Genomic DNA, 17,884 nt, shown 5'->3' with positions numbered 1-17,884 from the left:
GATCATGTTCTTGACGTAGTCAGCGTGGCCCGGGCAGTCAACGTGGGCGTAGTGACGGATCGGGGATTCGTATTCGACGTGCGCGGTCGAGATCGTGATACCACGAGCCTTTTCTTCCGGCGCGGCGTCGATCGAGGAGTAGTCCTTGAACTCGCCACCGAAGCGCTCGGCACCGATCTTGGTCAGTGCGGCGGTCAGCGTGGTCTTGCCGTGGTCGACGTGACCGATGGTGCCGACATTGACGTGCGGCTTGGTGCGCTCGAACTTACCCTTGGCCATGGCTGCTTATCTCGAATTCGTCTGAGAGGTGATGCTTAAGATGGTGCTCACGAAAGGAATCGAACCTTCGACCTCTTCCTTACCAAGGAAGTGCTCTACCGACTGAGCTACGTGAGCCGAGTTTTGCATTATGACATGAACTCGATAAGATTCAAAGTTCATTCAATGGAGCGGGAGACGGGAATCGAACCCGCACCATCAGCTTGGAAGGCTGAGGTTCTACCATTGAACTACTCCCGCGCCGGGAATGTCACAACGTGAAACTGGTGGAGGGAGGTGGATTCGAACCACCGAAGGCGTAAGCCAGCAGATTTACAGTCTGCCCCCGTTGGCCGCTTGGGTATCCCTCCTTACCACCCCATTCCGTTGCCGCCGAAGCGTTGCGGTGTGTGGTGGTGAGCCGCTTATTCTGCTGATGGGACGGGGGGCTGTCAACGCTTTTTTCCATCTTTTTCACACGTTGTCGCAAACCCATTGATACGCAAGGTTATTGACCGGGGACCGGCAGGGTCTCGCTGGCGAAAATTGCGACATGGGGGACTCCGTCGGCGCCGATCCAGCCCCGATACATGCCCTGGGTGTTGAACGGCGTGGCCATTCTGCCGTCCGCGGCAAGCACGATCGCACCACCGTCGCCGCCCATCTGCGGAATCGTCTCGTTGATCACGCCCTTGCCGGCCTGCTCCGGGCTCTGCCCCTGGTAGCGCATGCGCGCACAGATCTCGTGCGCGGCCGCGGTGCGGATGTAGTACTCGCCCCAGCCGGTGCCCGACACCGCACAGCGCGCATCGGCCCAGGTGCCGGCGCCGATGATCGGCGAGTCACCCACCCGGCCATAGCGCTTGTTGGTCATGCCGCCCGTGGAGGTGCCGGCGGCCAGCTGCCCCTGCGCATCCAGCGCGACCGCACCGACGGTACCGAAGTGCTTTGCGGTCTCCAGGTCGGCATGGGCCTGGCCATTGGCCTCTTCCTTAAGCGCGCGCTGCAGCTGCTGCCAACGCTTCTCCGTGCGGAAGTAGGAGGGATCAACCAGAGCAATGCCCTGCTCCACCGCGAAGGCTTCGGCACCCTGCCCTACCATCATCACGTGCCTGGACTTCTGCATCACGGTCTGCGCCAGCAGGATCGGGTTACGCACCCGCTGCACGCCGGCCACCGCACCTGCTGCCTGGGATGCACCGTCCATCACCGCCGCATCCAGCTCGTTGTGGCCGTCATGGGTGAACACTGCGCCCTTGCCAGCGTTGAAGGTCGGATCGTCCTCCAGCACGGTGATTGCCGCAGTGACAGCTGCAAGCGCCGGACGACCGGCCGCCAGTTCGGCATGGCCTTTCAGCAGTGCGGCGCGCAACGCATCGCGCGCAGCCTTCTCTTCGGCCGGCGACAGGTCCTTGCGTTCGACGCCGGCGCCGCCATGGATGACCAGCAATGGCGACGCAGCCGGGGCGGCCTGGGCGATCAATGGAAAGGACAGCAGCGCGGACAGCGCCAGGCGCAGTTTCATCAGGTACGTCTCCAGCAGGACAAGGGAATGGATTGCAGGGTAGCGCCGGCCGCTGGCCGCAAGGGGCGCATCAGCTCAGGGAAAGTGAGTTGCCGGCCAGCGGCCGGCGCTACCGAAGCGTGAACTCGATCTGGCCGTCGCTGATGTCGGCCACGGCCTGGTAGTCGGCCTCGGCCTGGAAATCGTCCAGGCGCATACGGCTGCCACTGGCGACCACGGTCACCGGAACGGCATGGAAGCGCAATGGTTCGCCCTCGACCAGGCGATCGGCATCACGACCGGGGCTGACCACCCAGACCTTGCCCTCGCCATCAGCGCTGTAGACCTGGGCCTGGCCATCGGGCTCCACGCACAGGGCGGTGTCCTCATCAACGCCGATGCCGACGATGTCAGGGTCGCCGCTGTCCTGCGCGGCGCGTGCCACGAACACGATGAGGCGGCCAAGGCGGTCACGCTTGTCGAAATGGGTGTCGGTGACCACGCGCTGCAGGTAGGGCATCTGCAGGAAGCCACTGTCCATGGTGACTGCGCTGCCCATCGGATCGGCCAGCGCACCGGCCGAGCTGATGCTGCCGCCATCCATGGCGCCATAGGCATAGCCGCCGAGGATGGCCAGGCCAGCGCTGGTACCGGCAATCGGCTTGCCGGCGCGTACATGGGCGTTGAGCGCGCGGTTGAGTGCGGTGCCCTTCCAGAAGCGGATGTAGCGCGACTGGTCGCCGCCGGCAATGAAGATGGCATCGGCCGCAGCGACCACGCGCAGCACGGCTGGATCATCGGCACCGCGGCGGCTGTCGAAGACCAGCGTCTGTACCGCGGTGGTGCCGCCGATCTCGTGGTACAGGCGGTCCTGCAGTTCATCGCCACCGGAGGCACGCAGGATCAGTACACGGCCATTGCCGGCCTGCTTCAACCACCACTGGAAGGCATCCGGCACCCACTCGCCACCGCCCATCAGCATCATCGCGGATGCACGCGGCCCGGGACGTGGGGCCTCAAGGTCGCCGACCTCGTAATAGGAAAAGCCCGGGCCCTGCAGATCCTGCGCGGGCGCGGCCGACGGCCAGGCCAGCATGAGCAGCGCCAGCCAGGCAACAGGGGTACGCAGGGTCCGGTGAACGCGTCGCATCTTGATCTCCCTGAACAAAATCGACTTGCAAGCGTTTTCACTCTTTGCCAGATAGGGACCCAGTAGTCAAGGACATAAAAAAGGCGTTAAATGCGCGCGCCCATTCCGGAAATCTGAATGGGGGACAGGCCCCTCCTCTGCGGGCCGGCTTCATTTCCGAGAATTCCTCATGCGTAGAAAGGCGATGGCGTGGTCGATCCAGCTAGCGTTGATGGGTGTGGCTGCTTCCGCGGCCGCCCAGGCTCCGGCGTCCTCTCCGGTACAACAACTGGACGCGGTGCAGGTCACCGGTTCGCGCATTCCGCGCGCCCAGGTGGAAGGCCCCGCCCCGATCACGGTGATCAACGCCGAACAGATCCGCTCCAGTGGCTTCACCAGCGTGCCGGACGTGCTGCGTGCGATGACCCAGAACGGCGGTGAGACGCAGAGCCAGCAGTCTTCCAGCGGCGCCGACTTCTCGCCGGGTGCCCAGCAGGTGGACCTGCGCGGCCTGGGCCCGAACCACACGCTGGTGCTGGTCAATGGCCGCCGTATCGCCGACTTCCCGATGCCGTTCAAGGGCCGCAGCAACTTCACCGATGTCTCCAACATTCCGCTGGGGATGATCGAGCGCATTGAAGTACTGACCGGCAGCGCCTCGGCCATCTATGGATCGGACGCGATCGCCGGCGTGGTCAACTTCATCCTGAAGAAGAAGGCCGACGGCACCACGATCGACATGCGCATGGGCACCACCACTGAAGGCGGTGGCGAGTCGTTCGACATGAGCATCGCCAGCGGTTTCAGCCGTGGCAACTTCAACGCGGTGTACAGCGTGGAACTGCAGTCGCAGACGCCGCTGTGGGCCTATGAGCGCGACATCCAGGACTCGACCCAGGACGGCCCCACCGAGGGTTCGCGCATCGCGCGCCGTGCGTACCTGCGCACCGACTACAACGATGACTATCTGGACCCCGGCGCCGCCACCTGCGAAGCGCTGTCCGGCCAGAACCAGGGCAGCACCTACCGCGCCTACCGCCCGAAGTACGGCTACTACTGTGGCAGCGACAGCTCGATCGGCTACGGCACCATCCTCAGCAAGCGCCGCGGTGCCAACGGCTACGCGTCGTTGAGCCATGACTTCGACAATGGCCAGCAGTGGTTCGCCGACGTGCAGCTGGGCTACCACACGATGTCGCTGATGCGCGACGTCACCAAGTGGGGCCGCATGGACGCCAACGGCGATGAGTCGGGCTACTTCAACAACGAAGCCACCGGCGAGATCGAGTTCTGGCAGCGCCAGTTCTCGCCCGAGGAAATGGGTGGCCTGCGCAATGCCATGGTGCGCAGCACGCAGAAGACCTTCAGCGTGACCACCGGCTTCAAGGGCAACCTGGCCGGCAACTGGGACTACGAAGCGGCATTGAGCCATTCGCAGTACCAGTCGCGGATCAGCTGGGCGCAGATCATCGCCGCCAAGGCCAATGACCTGTTCCTCGGCCCGCAGCTGGGCGTGGATGACGACGGTTTCCCGATCTACAACGCCGACCCGTCACGCCTGTACCGGCCGCTGACCCGCGCCGAGTATGATTCGATCGCCGCGCGTACCACCTACACGCCGAAGTCGCGCACGGAGACGGCGGCATTCACTCTGACCAATTCCGCGCTGTTCGGCCTGCCCGGCGGTGACGCCGGTTTCGCCGCGACCGTGGAAGTGGGCCAGCAGGCGTACTCGCTCAATCCTGATCCGCTGGCGACCCAGTACTACTATTACAGCTGGAAGGATTCGGACGGCCAAGGTTCGCGCAACCGCTGGGCTACGGCGGCCGAGCTGCGCATGCCGCTGCACGAAACGGTCAACCTGAGCGTGGCCGGCCGCTACGACCAGTACCGCTATTCCGGCCACACCATCGGCAAGGCGACCTGGAGCGGTGGCCTGGAATGGCGCCCGATCGACACGCTGCTGGTGCGCGGTTCGTATGGCACCGCGTTCCGTGCGCCGGACCTGCACTATGTATTCGCCGGCCCGGGCAACGATGAGACCACCGCCGAAGACCTGTACAGCTGCCGCGCCGACGGCGCCACCGACTGCGCCGACTACGAGCGCAACCTGATCCGCAGCCGCACCGGCAACCGCCAGCTCGACCCGGAAACCAGCACCTCGTGGAGTGCCGGCTTCGTCTGGTCGCCGGCCGTCGGCCTGGACCTGTCGGTGGACTGGTTCGACATCGACATGCGCGACCAGGTGCAGGACATGGACGTGCGCACGATCCTGGCCAACGAAGCGAACTGCCGCCTGGGCAGCGCCGACATCACCTCGCCGACCTGCGTGGATGCACTCGCCCGCATCACCCGCAGCAACGACGGGCGCCTGTATGGCGTGCGCGTGGCGCCGATCAACGTCGCCCGCGAATCCACCTCCGGCATCGACGTCGGCCTGCGCTACCGCCTGCAGACGGGCATCGGCGACTTCATCTTCAACGGCACCCACACCTGGGTGAAGAAGCATGACTTCCAGCGCTACCCGGGCGACCGCACCGAAGACCAGTTCGCAGTGAACAGCGGCTTCGACATCCCACGCACCAAGACCAGCCTGAGCGTGACCTGGGAAAAGGATGCGTGGTCGGCAACGGTGTACGGTTCGCGCCTGGGCAAGCTGCCGACCTCGGACAGCTACGACCAGGTGTTCGACTGGGACAGCGGCGACAGCCCGTACGTGAAGGCGACCTATCGCTACAACGCCTCGCTGCAGTACCGCTTCGACGACCACTCGCGCCTGTCGCTGTCGGTGGTCAATGTGTTCAACAAGATGCCGCCGACGGACCGTACCTACACTGCATACCCGTACTACGACGTGTCCTGGTTCGACAGCGTGGGGCGCACGATCAACCTGCAGTACACCCACAAGTTCGGTGGCAGCGCGCTGTAAGCGCCCGGCCAGCGCAGATACAGGAGACCCCCGCTTCGGCGGGGGTTCTTTTTTTCCGCCGCCTGAACGGCACCCGCGCGCAGGCTCCGGCCCGACCGGCCAGCCGGGGATTTTAGGAAACAGCTGATTCCGCGCCGCGCGCGCCGCTCCCTAGCATCGTTGCATGTTCCGCTTCCCCCGCCCTTCGCTGGAGCAGGCCGTGCCATCGACCACCGCGTCGGTGCTGCTGCGCTGCCTGACCGTGTGCGTCTTCGTCTGCCTGGCCGCCGCGGCCGGCTTCTACCTGCTCACGGCATTCACCGAGGACATCTCGACCCATCGCCGCGAGATGAATGCAGCGGCCTACAGGGCCCAGATCTATTTCGACCAGCGCGAAGCCCTGCTGCGCTATTTGGGCGATTCGGTGGTGAGGGGCAACCCGGATGCACCTGCGGCGGACAGCGAAGGCATGCGCCAGGTGCCGCTGGATGGTGCTGGCGGCCAACCGGGCCAGCGGCTGCTGTTGTCAGCGCGCGCCGAACACACGCTGCAGGCACTGCAGACGCATCTGCTGCTGGTCGATGCGCACGGCACGCACTGGCTGGCCGGCGGCGAGGTCGACGTGGACCTGGCGCACCTGCCATCGCTGCGTGCGCTGCAGGCACGCAGCGGCAGCCTGGAGGCGGCCGACCCGGTGCACTGGCTGCGCCCGGGTGACAGTGGCGTTGCATTGGCGCAGCCGGTACAGGCCGGCCCGCATCCGACGCAGTGGCTGGTGCTGCTGCTCGATGGCGCGGCGGCGGCGAGCATGATCGACGGCCAGGGCATCGGCGGCTATGCGCTGCTCGACCGTGCGGGGCAGCCGGCATTGTCCAGCCAGACCCCGCGCCTGGATGGTGCGGGCTGGAAGACCCTGCGGGAACGCCAGGACGACAGCTTCGGCACGCTGTGGAGTGGCGGGCTTCCGCGCGGTGTAGCGCTGGTGAAAAGTGTCGGCAACGACGGCTGGCGGTTGGTCTACCACCTGCCGTCGCAACTGCTGCTGGGTGACCTGGCGGTGCCGCTGCTGGTCTGCGCGCTGTTGCTGCTGCTGGCCGGCGTCGCGCTGCGCCTGCTGCGGCATCGCGTGGACCTCCAGCTGATCCAGCCGGCCCTGCAGCAACAGCGCAGGCTGCTGGAGAACCTGGATTTCAGTTCGACGGTGATCGACATGGCGCCGGTCGGCATCTGCGTCCTGCGCCGCAGCGACCGCGCGCTGCTGCTCTCCAACCAGCTGCTACGCGACTGGCTTGGCGAAGAAGGCGAACACAGCGACTGGCAGGCGCCATGGCGCGGACATGCCGGCGAGCGCGGGCGTGGACTGGAATTCACCACCCGCGACGGTCGTCAGCTGCAGGTGCTGCACGCGGCCTGCCGCTACCAGGGCGACGACGTGCTGCTGTGCGTGTTCCATGACATTTCCCGGCACCGCCAGGCACAGGCCGCGCTGTCGTCGGCACGCCAGGCCGCCGATGCGGCCAACCAGGCCAAGAGCGCGTTCCTGGCCACCATGAGCCATGAAATCCGTACTCCGCTCTACGGCGTGCTGGGCACGCTGGAGCTGCTCGGGCACACCTCGCTGGACGCCCGGCAGTCGCAGTACCTGCGCACCATCGAGAGTTCCTCATCGGTCCTGCTGCAGTTGATCAGCGATGTGCTGGATGTTTCCAAGATCGAATCCGGGCAGCTCAGCCTGGAGCCGGCGCCGTTCTCGCCGCGCGAGCTGACCGAGAGCGTGCTGCGCAGTTTCGCTGCCTCGGCCACCTGCAAGGGCCTGCAGATCCTGGTCTGCACCGACCCGCGCCTGCCCACGCGCGTGCTGGGTGATGCCGACCGCATCCGCCAGGTGCTGGGCAACCTGCTCAGCAACGCGATCAAGTTCACCGAGCATGGCCGGGTGGTACTGCGCGTGCGCCAGGTACAGCGCGAAGGTGAATCGAGCGTGCTGGCCTGGCAGGTCACCGATACCGGCGTGGGCATCGCCGCGGAGGAACAGGCGCGGTTGTTCGAACCATTCCGCCAGGTCCGTGGCGCGGCCAGTGCACAGGGCACCGGGCTGGGCCTGTCCATCAGCGACCGCCTGGTGCGCCTGATGAGCGGCGAGCTGCAGGTGGTGAGCGAGCCCGGCCTGGGCAGCAGCTTCAGCGTGCGCCTGCCCTTGCCGGTGCTGGCCGCCGCCGAGGATGGCCCGACCCTGCTGCCGGAGCCGCCGATCCTGGTGCGCGGCCGTGATCGCGAACTGGTCGACAGTGCCTGCGGCTGGCTGCGTCGCTGGGGTGCCAACGCACAGCCCCTGCAGGGCGACCCTGCACTGCTGGACCATGACGGCGCGATCCTGATGGACGGCGAGGCCGGGATGCCGCTGGCCTGGGCAGGCCCTCGCGTGGTGGCATCGATCGACGGCGGCGACCAGCCCACCGTTGCCGCCGATGGCAGCCTGGTGGTGACCCTGCATGGGATGACCGCGATCGGCAATGCACTGGCCAACGTGCAGCAGCAACGTGCGGCGCTGCCGGAAACATCGCGCGCGGCAACGCCGATGCCGCTGGGACTGCACGTGCTGGCCGTCGAAGACAACCCGATCAACCGGGTGATCCTGGCCGAGCAGCTGCGCACCCTCGGCTGCGACGTGGAGCTGGCACAGGACGGCGTGGAAGCCCTGCAGCGATGCCGAGAGCAGTCTTTCGACCTGGTGGTGACCGACATCAACATGCCGCGCATGGACGGCCACGCGTTGGCCCGGCAGCTGCGCGAGGACGGCAACCCGGTGCCGGTGATCGGCGCCACCGCCAATGCCACTGCCGAGGAGCGCGAGCGCTGCCTGGCCAGTGGCATGCAGGGCTACCTGAGCAAACCCATCGACATCGCACGCCTGCGCAAGGCGCTCACCTCACTGCGCCAAGGAGACCTCGCATGACCCAGCGTGTCCTGATCCTGGAAGACCAGCCCTTCCAGCGTGGTTTCCTGGCCAATCTGTTCGGCAGCCACGCAGGCGTGCAGGTCGACGCCTGCGAAGACGTGGATGCGGCCATCGCGCTGTGTGCGTGCCAGCCCTACGATCTGGTGGTCAGCGACCTGCTGATGCCCGGGCAGGACGGCATCCAGTTCATCCAGGCGCTGGCGGCACAGCCGCGCCCGCCACGCCTCGCGGTGGTCAGCGCGGCCCCGCGGCGGATGATGACCTCGGCACGGCTGATGGCCGAATCGCTGGGGCTGGATGTGGTCGGCCTGCTGCCCAAGCCGGTGGCGGCCGCCGACGTGGACGCCCTGTTCGAGGCCTTGGCGCAGGCGCGTCCGGCCGCCGGCGAGGCCCCTACGCGCGCGGCGGCTGCGCCCGAACCGGATGCATCGCAGCTGCGCCAGGCCATGGCCGATGGCAGCCTGACGGCCTGGTTCCAACCGAAGAAGTCACTGCAGTCAGGACGCGTGGTGGCGGCCGAAGCACTGGTGCGCTGGCGACATCCGCAGCTGGGCACGCTGGCCGCTGGCAGCTTCCTGCCGGCAATCTGCCGCTACGGGCTGGAGGGCGATCTTCTGCGGATGATGCTCAAGGCCAGCATCAGCGCGCAGGCACGCTGGCGCAAGCAAGGGTTCCGGGTACCGGTATCGATCAACCTGCCCCCTCACCTGCTGGAGCAGTCGGACCTGCCCGACGAACTGCTGGCACTGACCCTGGCCAACGGCGGTACGCCCGGTGAATTGTGCTTCGAACTGATGGAAAACAGCACCACGCGGCACGTCAGCGACTTCTATGCCGGCGCCTGCCGCCTGCGCATGAAGGGCTTCGGCCTGGCCCAGGACGATTTCGGGCAGGGCCTGAGCTCGGTCCACAACCTGGTCAATACCCCTTTCACCGAGGTCAAGATCGACCGCGCGCTGGTCAGCGGATGCGCGCGCGACCCGGCCTTGCACCTGACCCTGTCGACGGTGATCGCGCTGGCCAACCAGCTGGGCCTGACCATCGTGGCAGAGGGCGTGGAAAGCGATGCCGACCTGGCTGCCCTGCGCCAGCTGGGGTGCAGCCAGGTGCAGGGCTTCCTGATCTCGCAGGCGCTGCCGTCGGACGAGTTCACCCGCCTGCTGGACGAAGAAGCGCCGCAGTTGGACGAGTCGCCGCGAGCCGACCTGCGCTGACACGGATTCCACGTCCGCTTCACGAAATCATCAAGTGGCATTGACGATCCTGTCTGTGCAGCGGTGGCGGATGTCCCTCCTTTGCTGCCCATGGTGCCGCTGACCGCTCCCTGCCCTGAGACCTGCCATGCCGGCCGAGGCCGCTCCTGTACGCCGACTCGCTCGCCGCTCACTGCGCGTCCACGCCCTGCTGATCGGCGTTGTGGTGCTGGCCACGCTGCAGGCCGGACTGCTGCTGTCGGCCGGCTCGCAGCTGTTCAACGAAGAGCGCAGCAAGATCGAGTACCACTTCCGCCGCCTGGACGGCACGCTGCGCGAGCAGGAGCGCTTCCTGCGCCAGTGGCGGCTGCATGATGTCGGCACGCATGGGCAGCCGGTGGCCGATGCCAGCGTGGAGCTGCAACGCGGGCCCTTGTTCGCCAACTTTGCGGTGATCGGAAGCGAGGGGGCCAGTCTTTCGCCACCGACTGAACTGGGCGACCGTTTCCTGCGCTTCTACGGCACGTTCTGGTCGGCCTCGCGCTATCCACCGCCGCAATGCCTGCTGGTCGATGGCCAAGGCACGCGCGGGCTGCTGGCACCGGTACAGATCGCCGGTACCGACGCGAGCCAGAACAGCCCGCATCACCTGCGCCCGGCGATCGCCGACATCCACCGGGTGCTGGGTACGCGACCGGCGGTGCAACGTGGTGGCATCGTCTGGGTGGGCGTGCCATGGCGCGACCGGCAGACCTGGCTGCTGGCCATCGCCCACGCCCCGCAGGATGCGCGCCTGTGGGGTGAGGACGACAAGGACTCGCAGGCCGCACTGGCCTGCCTGCTCGATCCTGGCCGTGTCGATGACTATCGCCAGGTGCTGGGTGTCCCGGTGTTCCAGCGGCTGTCGCTGTTCGATGCCAACGGCCAGCGCCTGCTGGGCGATGCAGCCGATGCCAGCGAGGCTGGCACCTCCTGGCAGGCCGGCCTCGCTGGCCTGCAGTTCCGCATGCGCAGCGAGCGCGGCTGGCTGGCGGTCTACCACGTCGGCTGGCGGCAGGTGTTTCAGCACCCGCAGGGGCCATTGCTGGGCGCGACCGTGGTCGCCCTGCTGCTGGCACTGGGCGGCACGCTGGTGCTGCGCGCGTACCGGCGTTCGGTCATCGAGCCGCTGCGCAGCAACCACGCGCGCCTGCTGGAAAGCGAAGCCTTCAGTCGCACGATCCTGGACAACGCGCCGATCGGGCTGTGCCTGCTGCGTCGTACCGATGGCAATGTGCTGCTGGACAACGCCCTCGCCCGCCGCTGGCTGGGCGAGGACTATCATGCCGGCGGCTGGCATGGCCCGTGGCGGCGCAGCGTACTGGCTGCCGGCGGCACCACGCTGGGCGATGGCCTGGCCTACGCCACGCCCGAAGGCCGCCACCTGCTGGTAACGGCGACACCGGCGCGCTATCGCGGTGAGCCGGCGGTGCTGTGCCTGTTCATTGACCTGAGCAGCCAGCATGAAGCCGAACAGGTGCTGCAGCAGGCGCGCCGCGCCGCCGACCAGGCCAACCGCGCGAAGAGCCAGTTCCTGGCCACGATGAGCCATGAGATCCGCACGCCGCTGTACGGTGTGCTCGGCACGCTTGAACTGCTGGGGCTGACGCCACTGGATGCACGGCAGCAGGACTACCTTGCAACGATCCAGCGTTCATCCTCGACCCTGATGCAGCTGATCAGCGACATCCTGGATGTCAGCAAGGCCGAGGCCGGGCAACTGAGCCTGGAGCCAAGCCCATTCGATCCAGTGCGGCTGACCGAGGACGCGCTCGACTCGTATGCTGCCGCGGCCGCCAACAAGGGGCTGCAGTTCTACGCCTGCATCGATGCCGACGTACCGCCCGGGGTGTGCGGTGATGCCGCGCGGATCCGACAGGTGCTCAACAACCTGATCAGCAACGCACTGAAGTTCACCGACAGCGGGCGCGTGGTGGTCCGTGTTTCGGCACGCTGGCAGGAGCAACGCTGCTGGCTGCAATGGCAGGTGGCCGATACCGGTATCGGCATTGCCAGCGAACACCAGGCGCATCTGTTCGAGCCATTTTTCCAGGCCAACCCGGGCACCGATGCGATGCGCGGCACCGGCCTGGGGCTGGCCATCTGCGCGCATCTTGTGGCGTTGATGGAAGGCCAGCTGCGCGTGGTCAGCGAGAGCGGCCTGGGCAGCAGCTTCAGCGTCGAACTGCCGCTGCCCTCGGCTCCACCGGATCCACAGCAGGCCCCGCCGCCGCAACTACCCGCCGGCCTGCAGGTACAGGTGCGGGGCAGCGTGCGCGAACTGGTGCAATCGCTGTGCGAGCGCCTGCAGCAGCGCGGTGCACAGGCCAGCGTGTACCGGGAGGACAGCGCAGCAGGCCTGCCATCGTCCGCCGTGCTGCTCGAGCTGGTGCTGGACGACCCTCTGCCCGCATGGGCGGGTGGACCGCGCGTGATCGCCTGCCGCGAAGGCGGGGTGCGGCCACGGCAGGTCGATGGCGCCTGGCAGGTCGGCCTGCATCGATTCGACGCGATCGTGCTGGCCCTGGCCGCGGCCAGCGGCCAACCGCTGGCGGCCAGCGCCGAAGGGCGCCTGCCGGCGACGCGTCATTTCGGCCTGCAGGTGCTGGTCGCCGAGGACAACCCGATCAACCAGGCGATCCTGCGCGACCAGCTGGAACAGCTCGGCTGCCGCGCCGTGGTCGCCAGCGATGGCAATGAAGCGCTGGGCTACTGGCAACAAGGGGCGTTCGCGCTGGTGCTGACCGACCTGAACATGCCCGGGCTGGATGGCTACGGCCTGGCCCGTGCCTTGCGGGCACGGGGTGTCAGCGTGCCCATCCACGGCGCCACGGCCAATGCCGACCCGGCCGAACGCCAACGCTGCCAGGAATCGGGCATGCAGGGCGTGCTGGTCAAGCCGATCACGCTGGAAGTCCTGCAGCGCCTGCTGACCCGGATCACCGACGGCGATGCACCGGCCGTCGCGATGCAGGAGCGCCCTGCGTCCACTGCGTCGCACGACAAGGATCCCCCGCTGCAGGTTCCCGCGAAGATGCAGTCGCTGTTCGTACAGACCATGCAGGCCGACCTGGACAGCCTGCGACAGGCGATCGCCGCTGCCGATCCCGCCAGGGTGGCGCAGGTTCTGCACCGCATCCGCGGCGCGCTGGTGATCGTCGGTGCACCTGCGCTGGTGGACAGCGGCCTGCAGATCGAACAGTGCCTTGCCGGCGGCGATGACCTGGCCACCCAGGCGGCCGCTCTTGCCGGGTTCCAGCGACGCCTCGAGCAGCTGCTGCATCCGTTGCGCGACGCTGCATCCCCCTCCCTTCCCGACGACCCGACCCTGCCATGACCACACGGATCCTCATCGCCGACGACCACCCGATCGTGCTTGCCGGCATCCGCGACGTACTGGCCGGGGAACTGGACCTGGACATCGTGGGCGAAGCGGCCGATCCGGCGACGCTGATCGAGCTGATGACCCGGACCCGGCCACAGGCGGTGATCACCGACTACAGCATGCCGGGAGGCGATCGCTTCGGGGACGGCATCAAGCTGATCTCGTTCCTGCGCCGCAGCTTCCCGGAGACGCGCCTGCTGGTGCTGACGATGGTGTCCAATCCGTCGTTGGTCGCGGCGATGTATGCCGCCGGCGCCGGTGGCGTGGTGCTCAAAAGCCATGGATTGGGCAGCCTGGTACAGGCCCTGCGCGTGGTGCTGGCCGATCGCGTCTACCGCCCCCCGGGACTGCTGCCGGTAGCCGCGAGCGAACCGGCCGATGCGGATGCGGTCCGTGCGCGGCTGTCGCCGCGCGAGCTGGAGGTGATCCGCCTGTTCACCAGTGGCATGAGCGTGGGCGACATCGCACGCCAGCTGCAGCGCAGCGCCAAGACGGTCAGCACGCAGAAGATCAGCGCGATGCGCAAGCTCGGTGTGGACAGCGACCAGGCGCTGATCGAGTACTGCTTGCAGGCCTCGCTGTTCGGCTGAGGCCACTCCCGGCTGAATCCCGCCGGCCCTGCGACGGGGCCTGCAACCGCTTTAGGAAACGCCTGATTCCATCGGACAGTGCCGATTTCTAGGCTGGAGACATCCCGCCAAGGTGCGCCTGCCGGCTGTTGCCGCATCGCCGTGGGGGACGGAAGTCCGATGGCGCCTGCAATTGCCGTGGCGTGGGACTTCCGCAGCGACGCGGCCCTGCCGCGTCAGTCCGCGCAGCCTCGCTGCGCCCTGCCACAGGAAGTCCATCAGCATGAACGCCTCCCCCACACGGCACGGCCGTGCGTACGGGCGCGCGCACGGAAAGCGCGTACCCCTCATTCCCAGCCTGTTGGCCACTGCGCTGTGGGCAGCCCTGCCGGCGCATGCCGCAGACCTCACCGGCCCGCTGCTGGTCAACGACGGTGACACCCTGCAGCTGGGTGCCGACGACGTCCTCACCCACAGTGCGGGCAGCTTCGCACTTGCGGTCACCGGTACCGGCAGCAATGCGCTGATCGACGGCAGCCGCATCCACGTGACCGGCAATGGCAGCGGCGTGTCCGCTGCCAATGGTGGCCAGGTGCAGCTGCGCGACGCAACGCTGTCGATCGCACCGGCGACCGGGACGGGCTTCTATGCGCTGTATGCCAATGGTGCCGGCAGCGTGATCGATGCGCGCGATGTCGACATCGATGCCACGCGCAACGGCAGCGGATTCGGCAGCGTGCAGGCCTACAACGGTGGCGTGATCCACTATGCCGGGGGCAGTCTTTCAATGACCGGGACCGGTGGCACGCTGGCCGGTGCATCCGGCAAGGGCAGCGAGCTGCACCTGGCCGATCTGCGGATGAGCGCCGACGGCGGTGCCCGCCTGCGCGCCGACAGTGCCGGCCTGCTGACGATCCGCAACAGCCGCATCACCCTCGCCCCCGGTGGCATCCTTGCCGGCGTGGCGGCCAACGGCGTGGGCAGCCGCGCCGAGCTGTACGACACCTACCTGCAGGGCGGTTGGTTCGATATCGACAGCGGCGGCAGCCTGCTGCTGGAGAACGTGGAAGCCCATTCGGTGGGCGGCAGCATGCGCCTGCTCGGCAGCCGCATCAGCAAGACCTATTCCAGTGCAGTGATCAACGGCGGCAGCTTCTACACCGTCGGTGGCTATGGCGTGAACATCAACAGCTGGGGACAGTTGACCGCAAGCGATGCCGCGTTCGATGTTCGTGATGGCTACTCCGGATTCTGGCTGGCCAGCGATGAGTCGCGCCTGCAGCTGACCGACAGCAGCATCGACACCTGGACCGACACCTACGGTTATGGCGTTGAGATCGCCGGCGGCGTTGCCACCGTGCAGGGTGGCCGGATCACCACGCACGGTGATGCGACCTACGGCGTGCGCGTGACCGGCTCCACCGGCAGTACCGCCAGCCGCATCGAAGCCAACGGCAGCGTGATCGACGTGCGCGGCAACGGCGGCGGTGGCGTGTTCATCGGCGGCTCCACCGCCACCGCGCTGCTCGATACCGTTGCGATCCGCAGCGATGGCGAGAACGTGTTCGGCATCGTGCACATGAACACCGCGCGGTTGACCCAGGCCGACCGCTTGGACATCCGCATGACCGGCAGCAACAGCGGCGGCTACCGCTCCTACCTGACCGCGTTCGGCCCGTACTGGAACCGTGCCACCTTCAATGACAGCCACATCGAGACCGCCAGTGGCCCCGCGTTCTGGCTGCAGGGCAGCAATCACGCACTGACCGTCAATGGCAGCGACGTGACTGCGGGCGACGGCAGTGGCCGCTTGCTGCGGGTCAGCGACACCGTGTTCACCGACGGCAGCAGCGTGGCGACCAGCCGCATCGACTTCAGTGCCGACGCCAGCATGCTGCGCGGTGACGTGGTGGTCGACAGCGCAACGGCTGAGGTGCACATGGTGCTGGGCAACGGCACCACGTTCAGCGGCGCCCTGCGCAACGACTCCGGCTACCAGGTCGCACAGCTGGCGCTGGATGGCAGCAGCCAGTGGAACGTACGCGCCAGTTCCAGCGTCGGCACGCTCGAACACGCCGGCACCATCGCTTTCGATGCGCCGGCGGCCGGCGATTTCAAGACCGTTACCGTCAGCGGCGACTACGTGGGCAACGGTGGCCAGTGGATCTTCAACCGCGCGCTGGGCGACGACACATCGGCAGGCGACCAGCTGGTGATCAACGGCAACAGCAGCGGCACCGCCAGCGTGAGTGTGCGCAATGCCGGCGGCGCCGGTGCACTGACACAGGAGGGGATCCGCCTGATCACCGTGGCTGGCCAGTCGGATGCACAGTTCACTCTGCAGGGACGCGCGGTCGCCGGTGCCTACGACTACTTCCTGTTCAAGGGTGGCGTGTCGACCCCGGATGATGGCAACTGGTACCTGCGCTCGGAATACGTGCCGCCGGTCGATCCGCCGCAGCCGCCGGATCCCCCGATCGACCCGCCGCAGCCGCCGGATCCGCCGGTCGACCCGCCGCAGCCGCCGGAACCGCCGGTCGACCCACCGTCACCGCCGGAGCCGCCGATCGATCCGCCGTTGCCGCCGGAGCCGCCGATCGATCCACCATTGCCGCCGGAGCCGCCGATCGATCCGCCGCGCCCGCAGGTGGAACGCCCGGAACCGGCGGCCTACCTGGCCAACCGCAGCGCCGCGCTGGGCATGTTCCGGCACAGCCTGCACGACCGCGCCGGTGATCCCGCCGCCCAGGCCGGCACCCGCGGTGATGCCGTGGCCTGGATGCACCTTCGCAGCGCGCAGCCCGACAGCCACGACCGCAACCGCCAGGTCCAGGTCGATGGGCAAATCAGCAGCGTGCTGGTCGGCGTCGGCCGCCGCTTCGAAGTGGGTGGCACGGGCGAGCTGCAGGCCGGTGCGATGCTCGGCCACGGCCGCGCGCGCAATGACAGCCGCTCGCAGGTGACCGGCTACACCGCGCGTGGCGTGGTCACCGGCACCAGCGTGGGCGCCTATGCCACCTGGCTTCAGGATGCGCACATGGAAGGCGGCGCCTATGTGGATGGTTGGCTGCAGTACGGCCGCTTCCGCAACAGCGTGCAGGGCGAAGGCCTGCAGAAGGAGCGCTATGACGCCCGCAACTGGAGTGCGTCGGCCGAGGCCGGCTATGTGCTGCCCCTGCGGCGCACCGCGCAGCGCGGCGTCTACCTGGAACCGCAGCTGCAGGTGGTGCACAGCCGCTATGACAGCGACCGCGTGGTCGAGGCCAACGGCACGGTGGTCGAGGACCGCGGCGGTGGCGACACCAGCACCCGCCTCGGCCTGCGCCTGTACCGCCGTGGGTTGAGCCCGGCGCAGGGCCAGGTGCACCCGTACGTGGCGGTGAACTGGTGGTCCGGCGGCAATGGTGCGGGCCTGACAATGGACGGCGAGCGCCTGCAGCGGCAGTTGCCGCGTGACATCTACGAAGCCAAGGCCGGCGTGCAGGTGGATCTGTCCGGCGGCTGGCGCGGCTGGGGTGAACTGAGCCGGCAGAGCGGTGGCATGGGCTTCCACGACGTCGGTGCCCAGCTGGGCGTGTCGTACACCTGGTGACGCGGGACGTGCCCGGCAAGGGAATGCCGGGCACTTTTTCCACATGCGGCGTGGAAAGCGATGGGGGTTTGGTGTGGACAAGTGGGTTCGAGCGTTGCGGGGCAGGCGCTTCCGGGCGTGGTGAGTTTTTGTCCACGTCTGCAGTTCTTTTCCACAACGCGCGTGGAAAGCGATGGGAACTAGGTGTGGACAAGTAGTTGTGAGCATTGCACCGCAGGCGTTTCGAAGCGTGGTGAAAATTTGTCCACACCGCACCGCCAAGCCTCGTAGAGCCGAGCCCATGCTTGGCTGATGCCAACCTGAGCCAAGCGCAGGCTCAGCTCTACAGAGGCGCGCGGGGTTTTCCAC

At 67.4% G+C, this 17,884-nt stretch carries 9 protein-coding genes and 3 tRNA genes; 6 read left to right on the top strand and 6 right to left on the bottom strand.

The features are described from left to right. From AC5P53_RS17490 to AC5P53_RS17465, 6 genes are all read right to left on the bottom strand, one after another. On the bottom strand, nucleotides 1-279 hold a 279-nt coding region (locus AC5P53_RS17490; protein ID WP_308307142.1), incomplete at its 3' end, for a GTP-binding protein. A 41-nt stretch (nucleotides 280-320) separates the two neighbouring features. After that, a tRNA-Thr gene (locus AC5P53_RS17485) sits at nucleotides 321-396 on the bottom strand. Nucleotides 397-445: 49 nt separating this feature from the next. Then, a tRNA-Gly gene (locus tag AC5P53_RS17480) sits at nucleotides 446-519 on the bottom strand. Nucleotides 520-543: 24 nt separating this feature from the next. After that, nucleotides 544-629 (bottom strand) — tRNA-Tyr (locus AC5P53_RS17475). Between the two features lie 137 nt (nucleotides 630-766). Continuing rightward, nucleotides 767-1,783 (bottom strand): isoaspartyl peptidase/L-asparaginase, encoded by a 1,017-nt coding sequence (locus AC5P53_RS17470; protein ID WP_241887129.1) that lies wholly within the window; start codon nucleotides 1,781-1,783, stop codon nucleotides 767-769. A gap of 109 nt (nucleotides 1,784-1,892) precedes the next feature. Further along, a complete protein-coding gene (locus AC5P53_RS17465) occupies nucleotides 1,893-2,912 on the bottom strand; it encodes a cyanophycinase (RefSeq protein WP_241887128.1) in 1,020 nt (339 codons plus the stop codon). A gap of 169 nt (nucleotides 2,913-3,081) precedes the next feature. Between AC5P53_RS17465 and AC5P53_RS17460 the strand changes: the two genes are divergently transcribed. From AC5P53_RS17460 to AC5P53_RS17435, 6 genes are all read left to right on the top strand, one after another. After that, nucleotides 3,082-5,820: a TonB-dependent receptor plug domain-containing protein gene (locus AC5P53_RS17460; protein ID WP_142235467.1), complete on the top strand. Its 2,739-nt coding sequence runs from the start codon at nucleotides 3,082-3,084 to the stop codon at nucleotides 5,818-5,820. Nucleotides 5,821-5,983: 163 nt separating this feature from the next. Then, entirely contained in the window at nucleotides 5,984-8,755 is a 2,772-nt protein-coding gene (locus tag AC5P53_RS17455; RefSeq protein ID WP_241887127.1) for a response regulator, read from the top strand. Then, complete coding sequence (locus tag AC5P53_RS17450) at nucleotides 8,752-9,972, top strand: EAL domain-containing response regulator (protein ID WP_142235466.1); 1,221 nt, start codon at nucleotides 8,752-8,754, stop codon at nucleotides 9,970-9,972. Before AC5P53_RS17455 ends, AC5P53_RS17450 begins: the two co-directional genes overlap by 4 nt. Before the next feature lie 127 nt (nucleotides 9,973-10,099). Then, complete coding sequence (locus AC5P53_RS17445) at nucleotides 10,100-13,327, top strand: hybrid sensor histidine kinase/response regulator (protein WP_197621250.1); 3,228 nt, start codon at nucleotides 10,100-10,102, stop codon at nucleotides 13,325-13,327. Beyond that, nucleotides 13,324-13,965: a response regulator gene (locus AC5P53_RS17440; RefSeq protein ID WP_014036089.1), complete on the top strand. Its 642-nt coding sequence runs from the start codon at nucleotides 13,324-13,326 to the stop codon at nucleotides 13,963-13,965. Before AC5P53_RS17445 ends, AC5P53_RS17440 begins: the two co-directional genes overlap by 4 nt. Nucleotides 13,966-14,227: 262 nt before the next feature. Next, a complete protein-coding gene (locus AC5P53_RS17435; RefSeq protein WP_241887126.1) occupies nucleotides 14,228-17,536 on the top strand; it encodes an autotransporter outer membrane beta-barrel domain-containing protein in 3,309 nt (1,102 codons plus the stop codon). The last annotated feature ends 348 nt before the right edge of the window (nucleotides 17,537-17,884 follow it).

The sequence above is a fragment of the Stenotrophomonas sp. YJH_SMC_82 genome (assembly GCF_059368875.1).
Note: the sequence above shows the minus strand (reverse complement) of the source record. Positions and strands in the feature narration are given on the sequence as shown.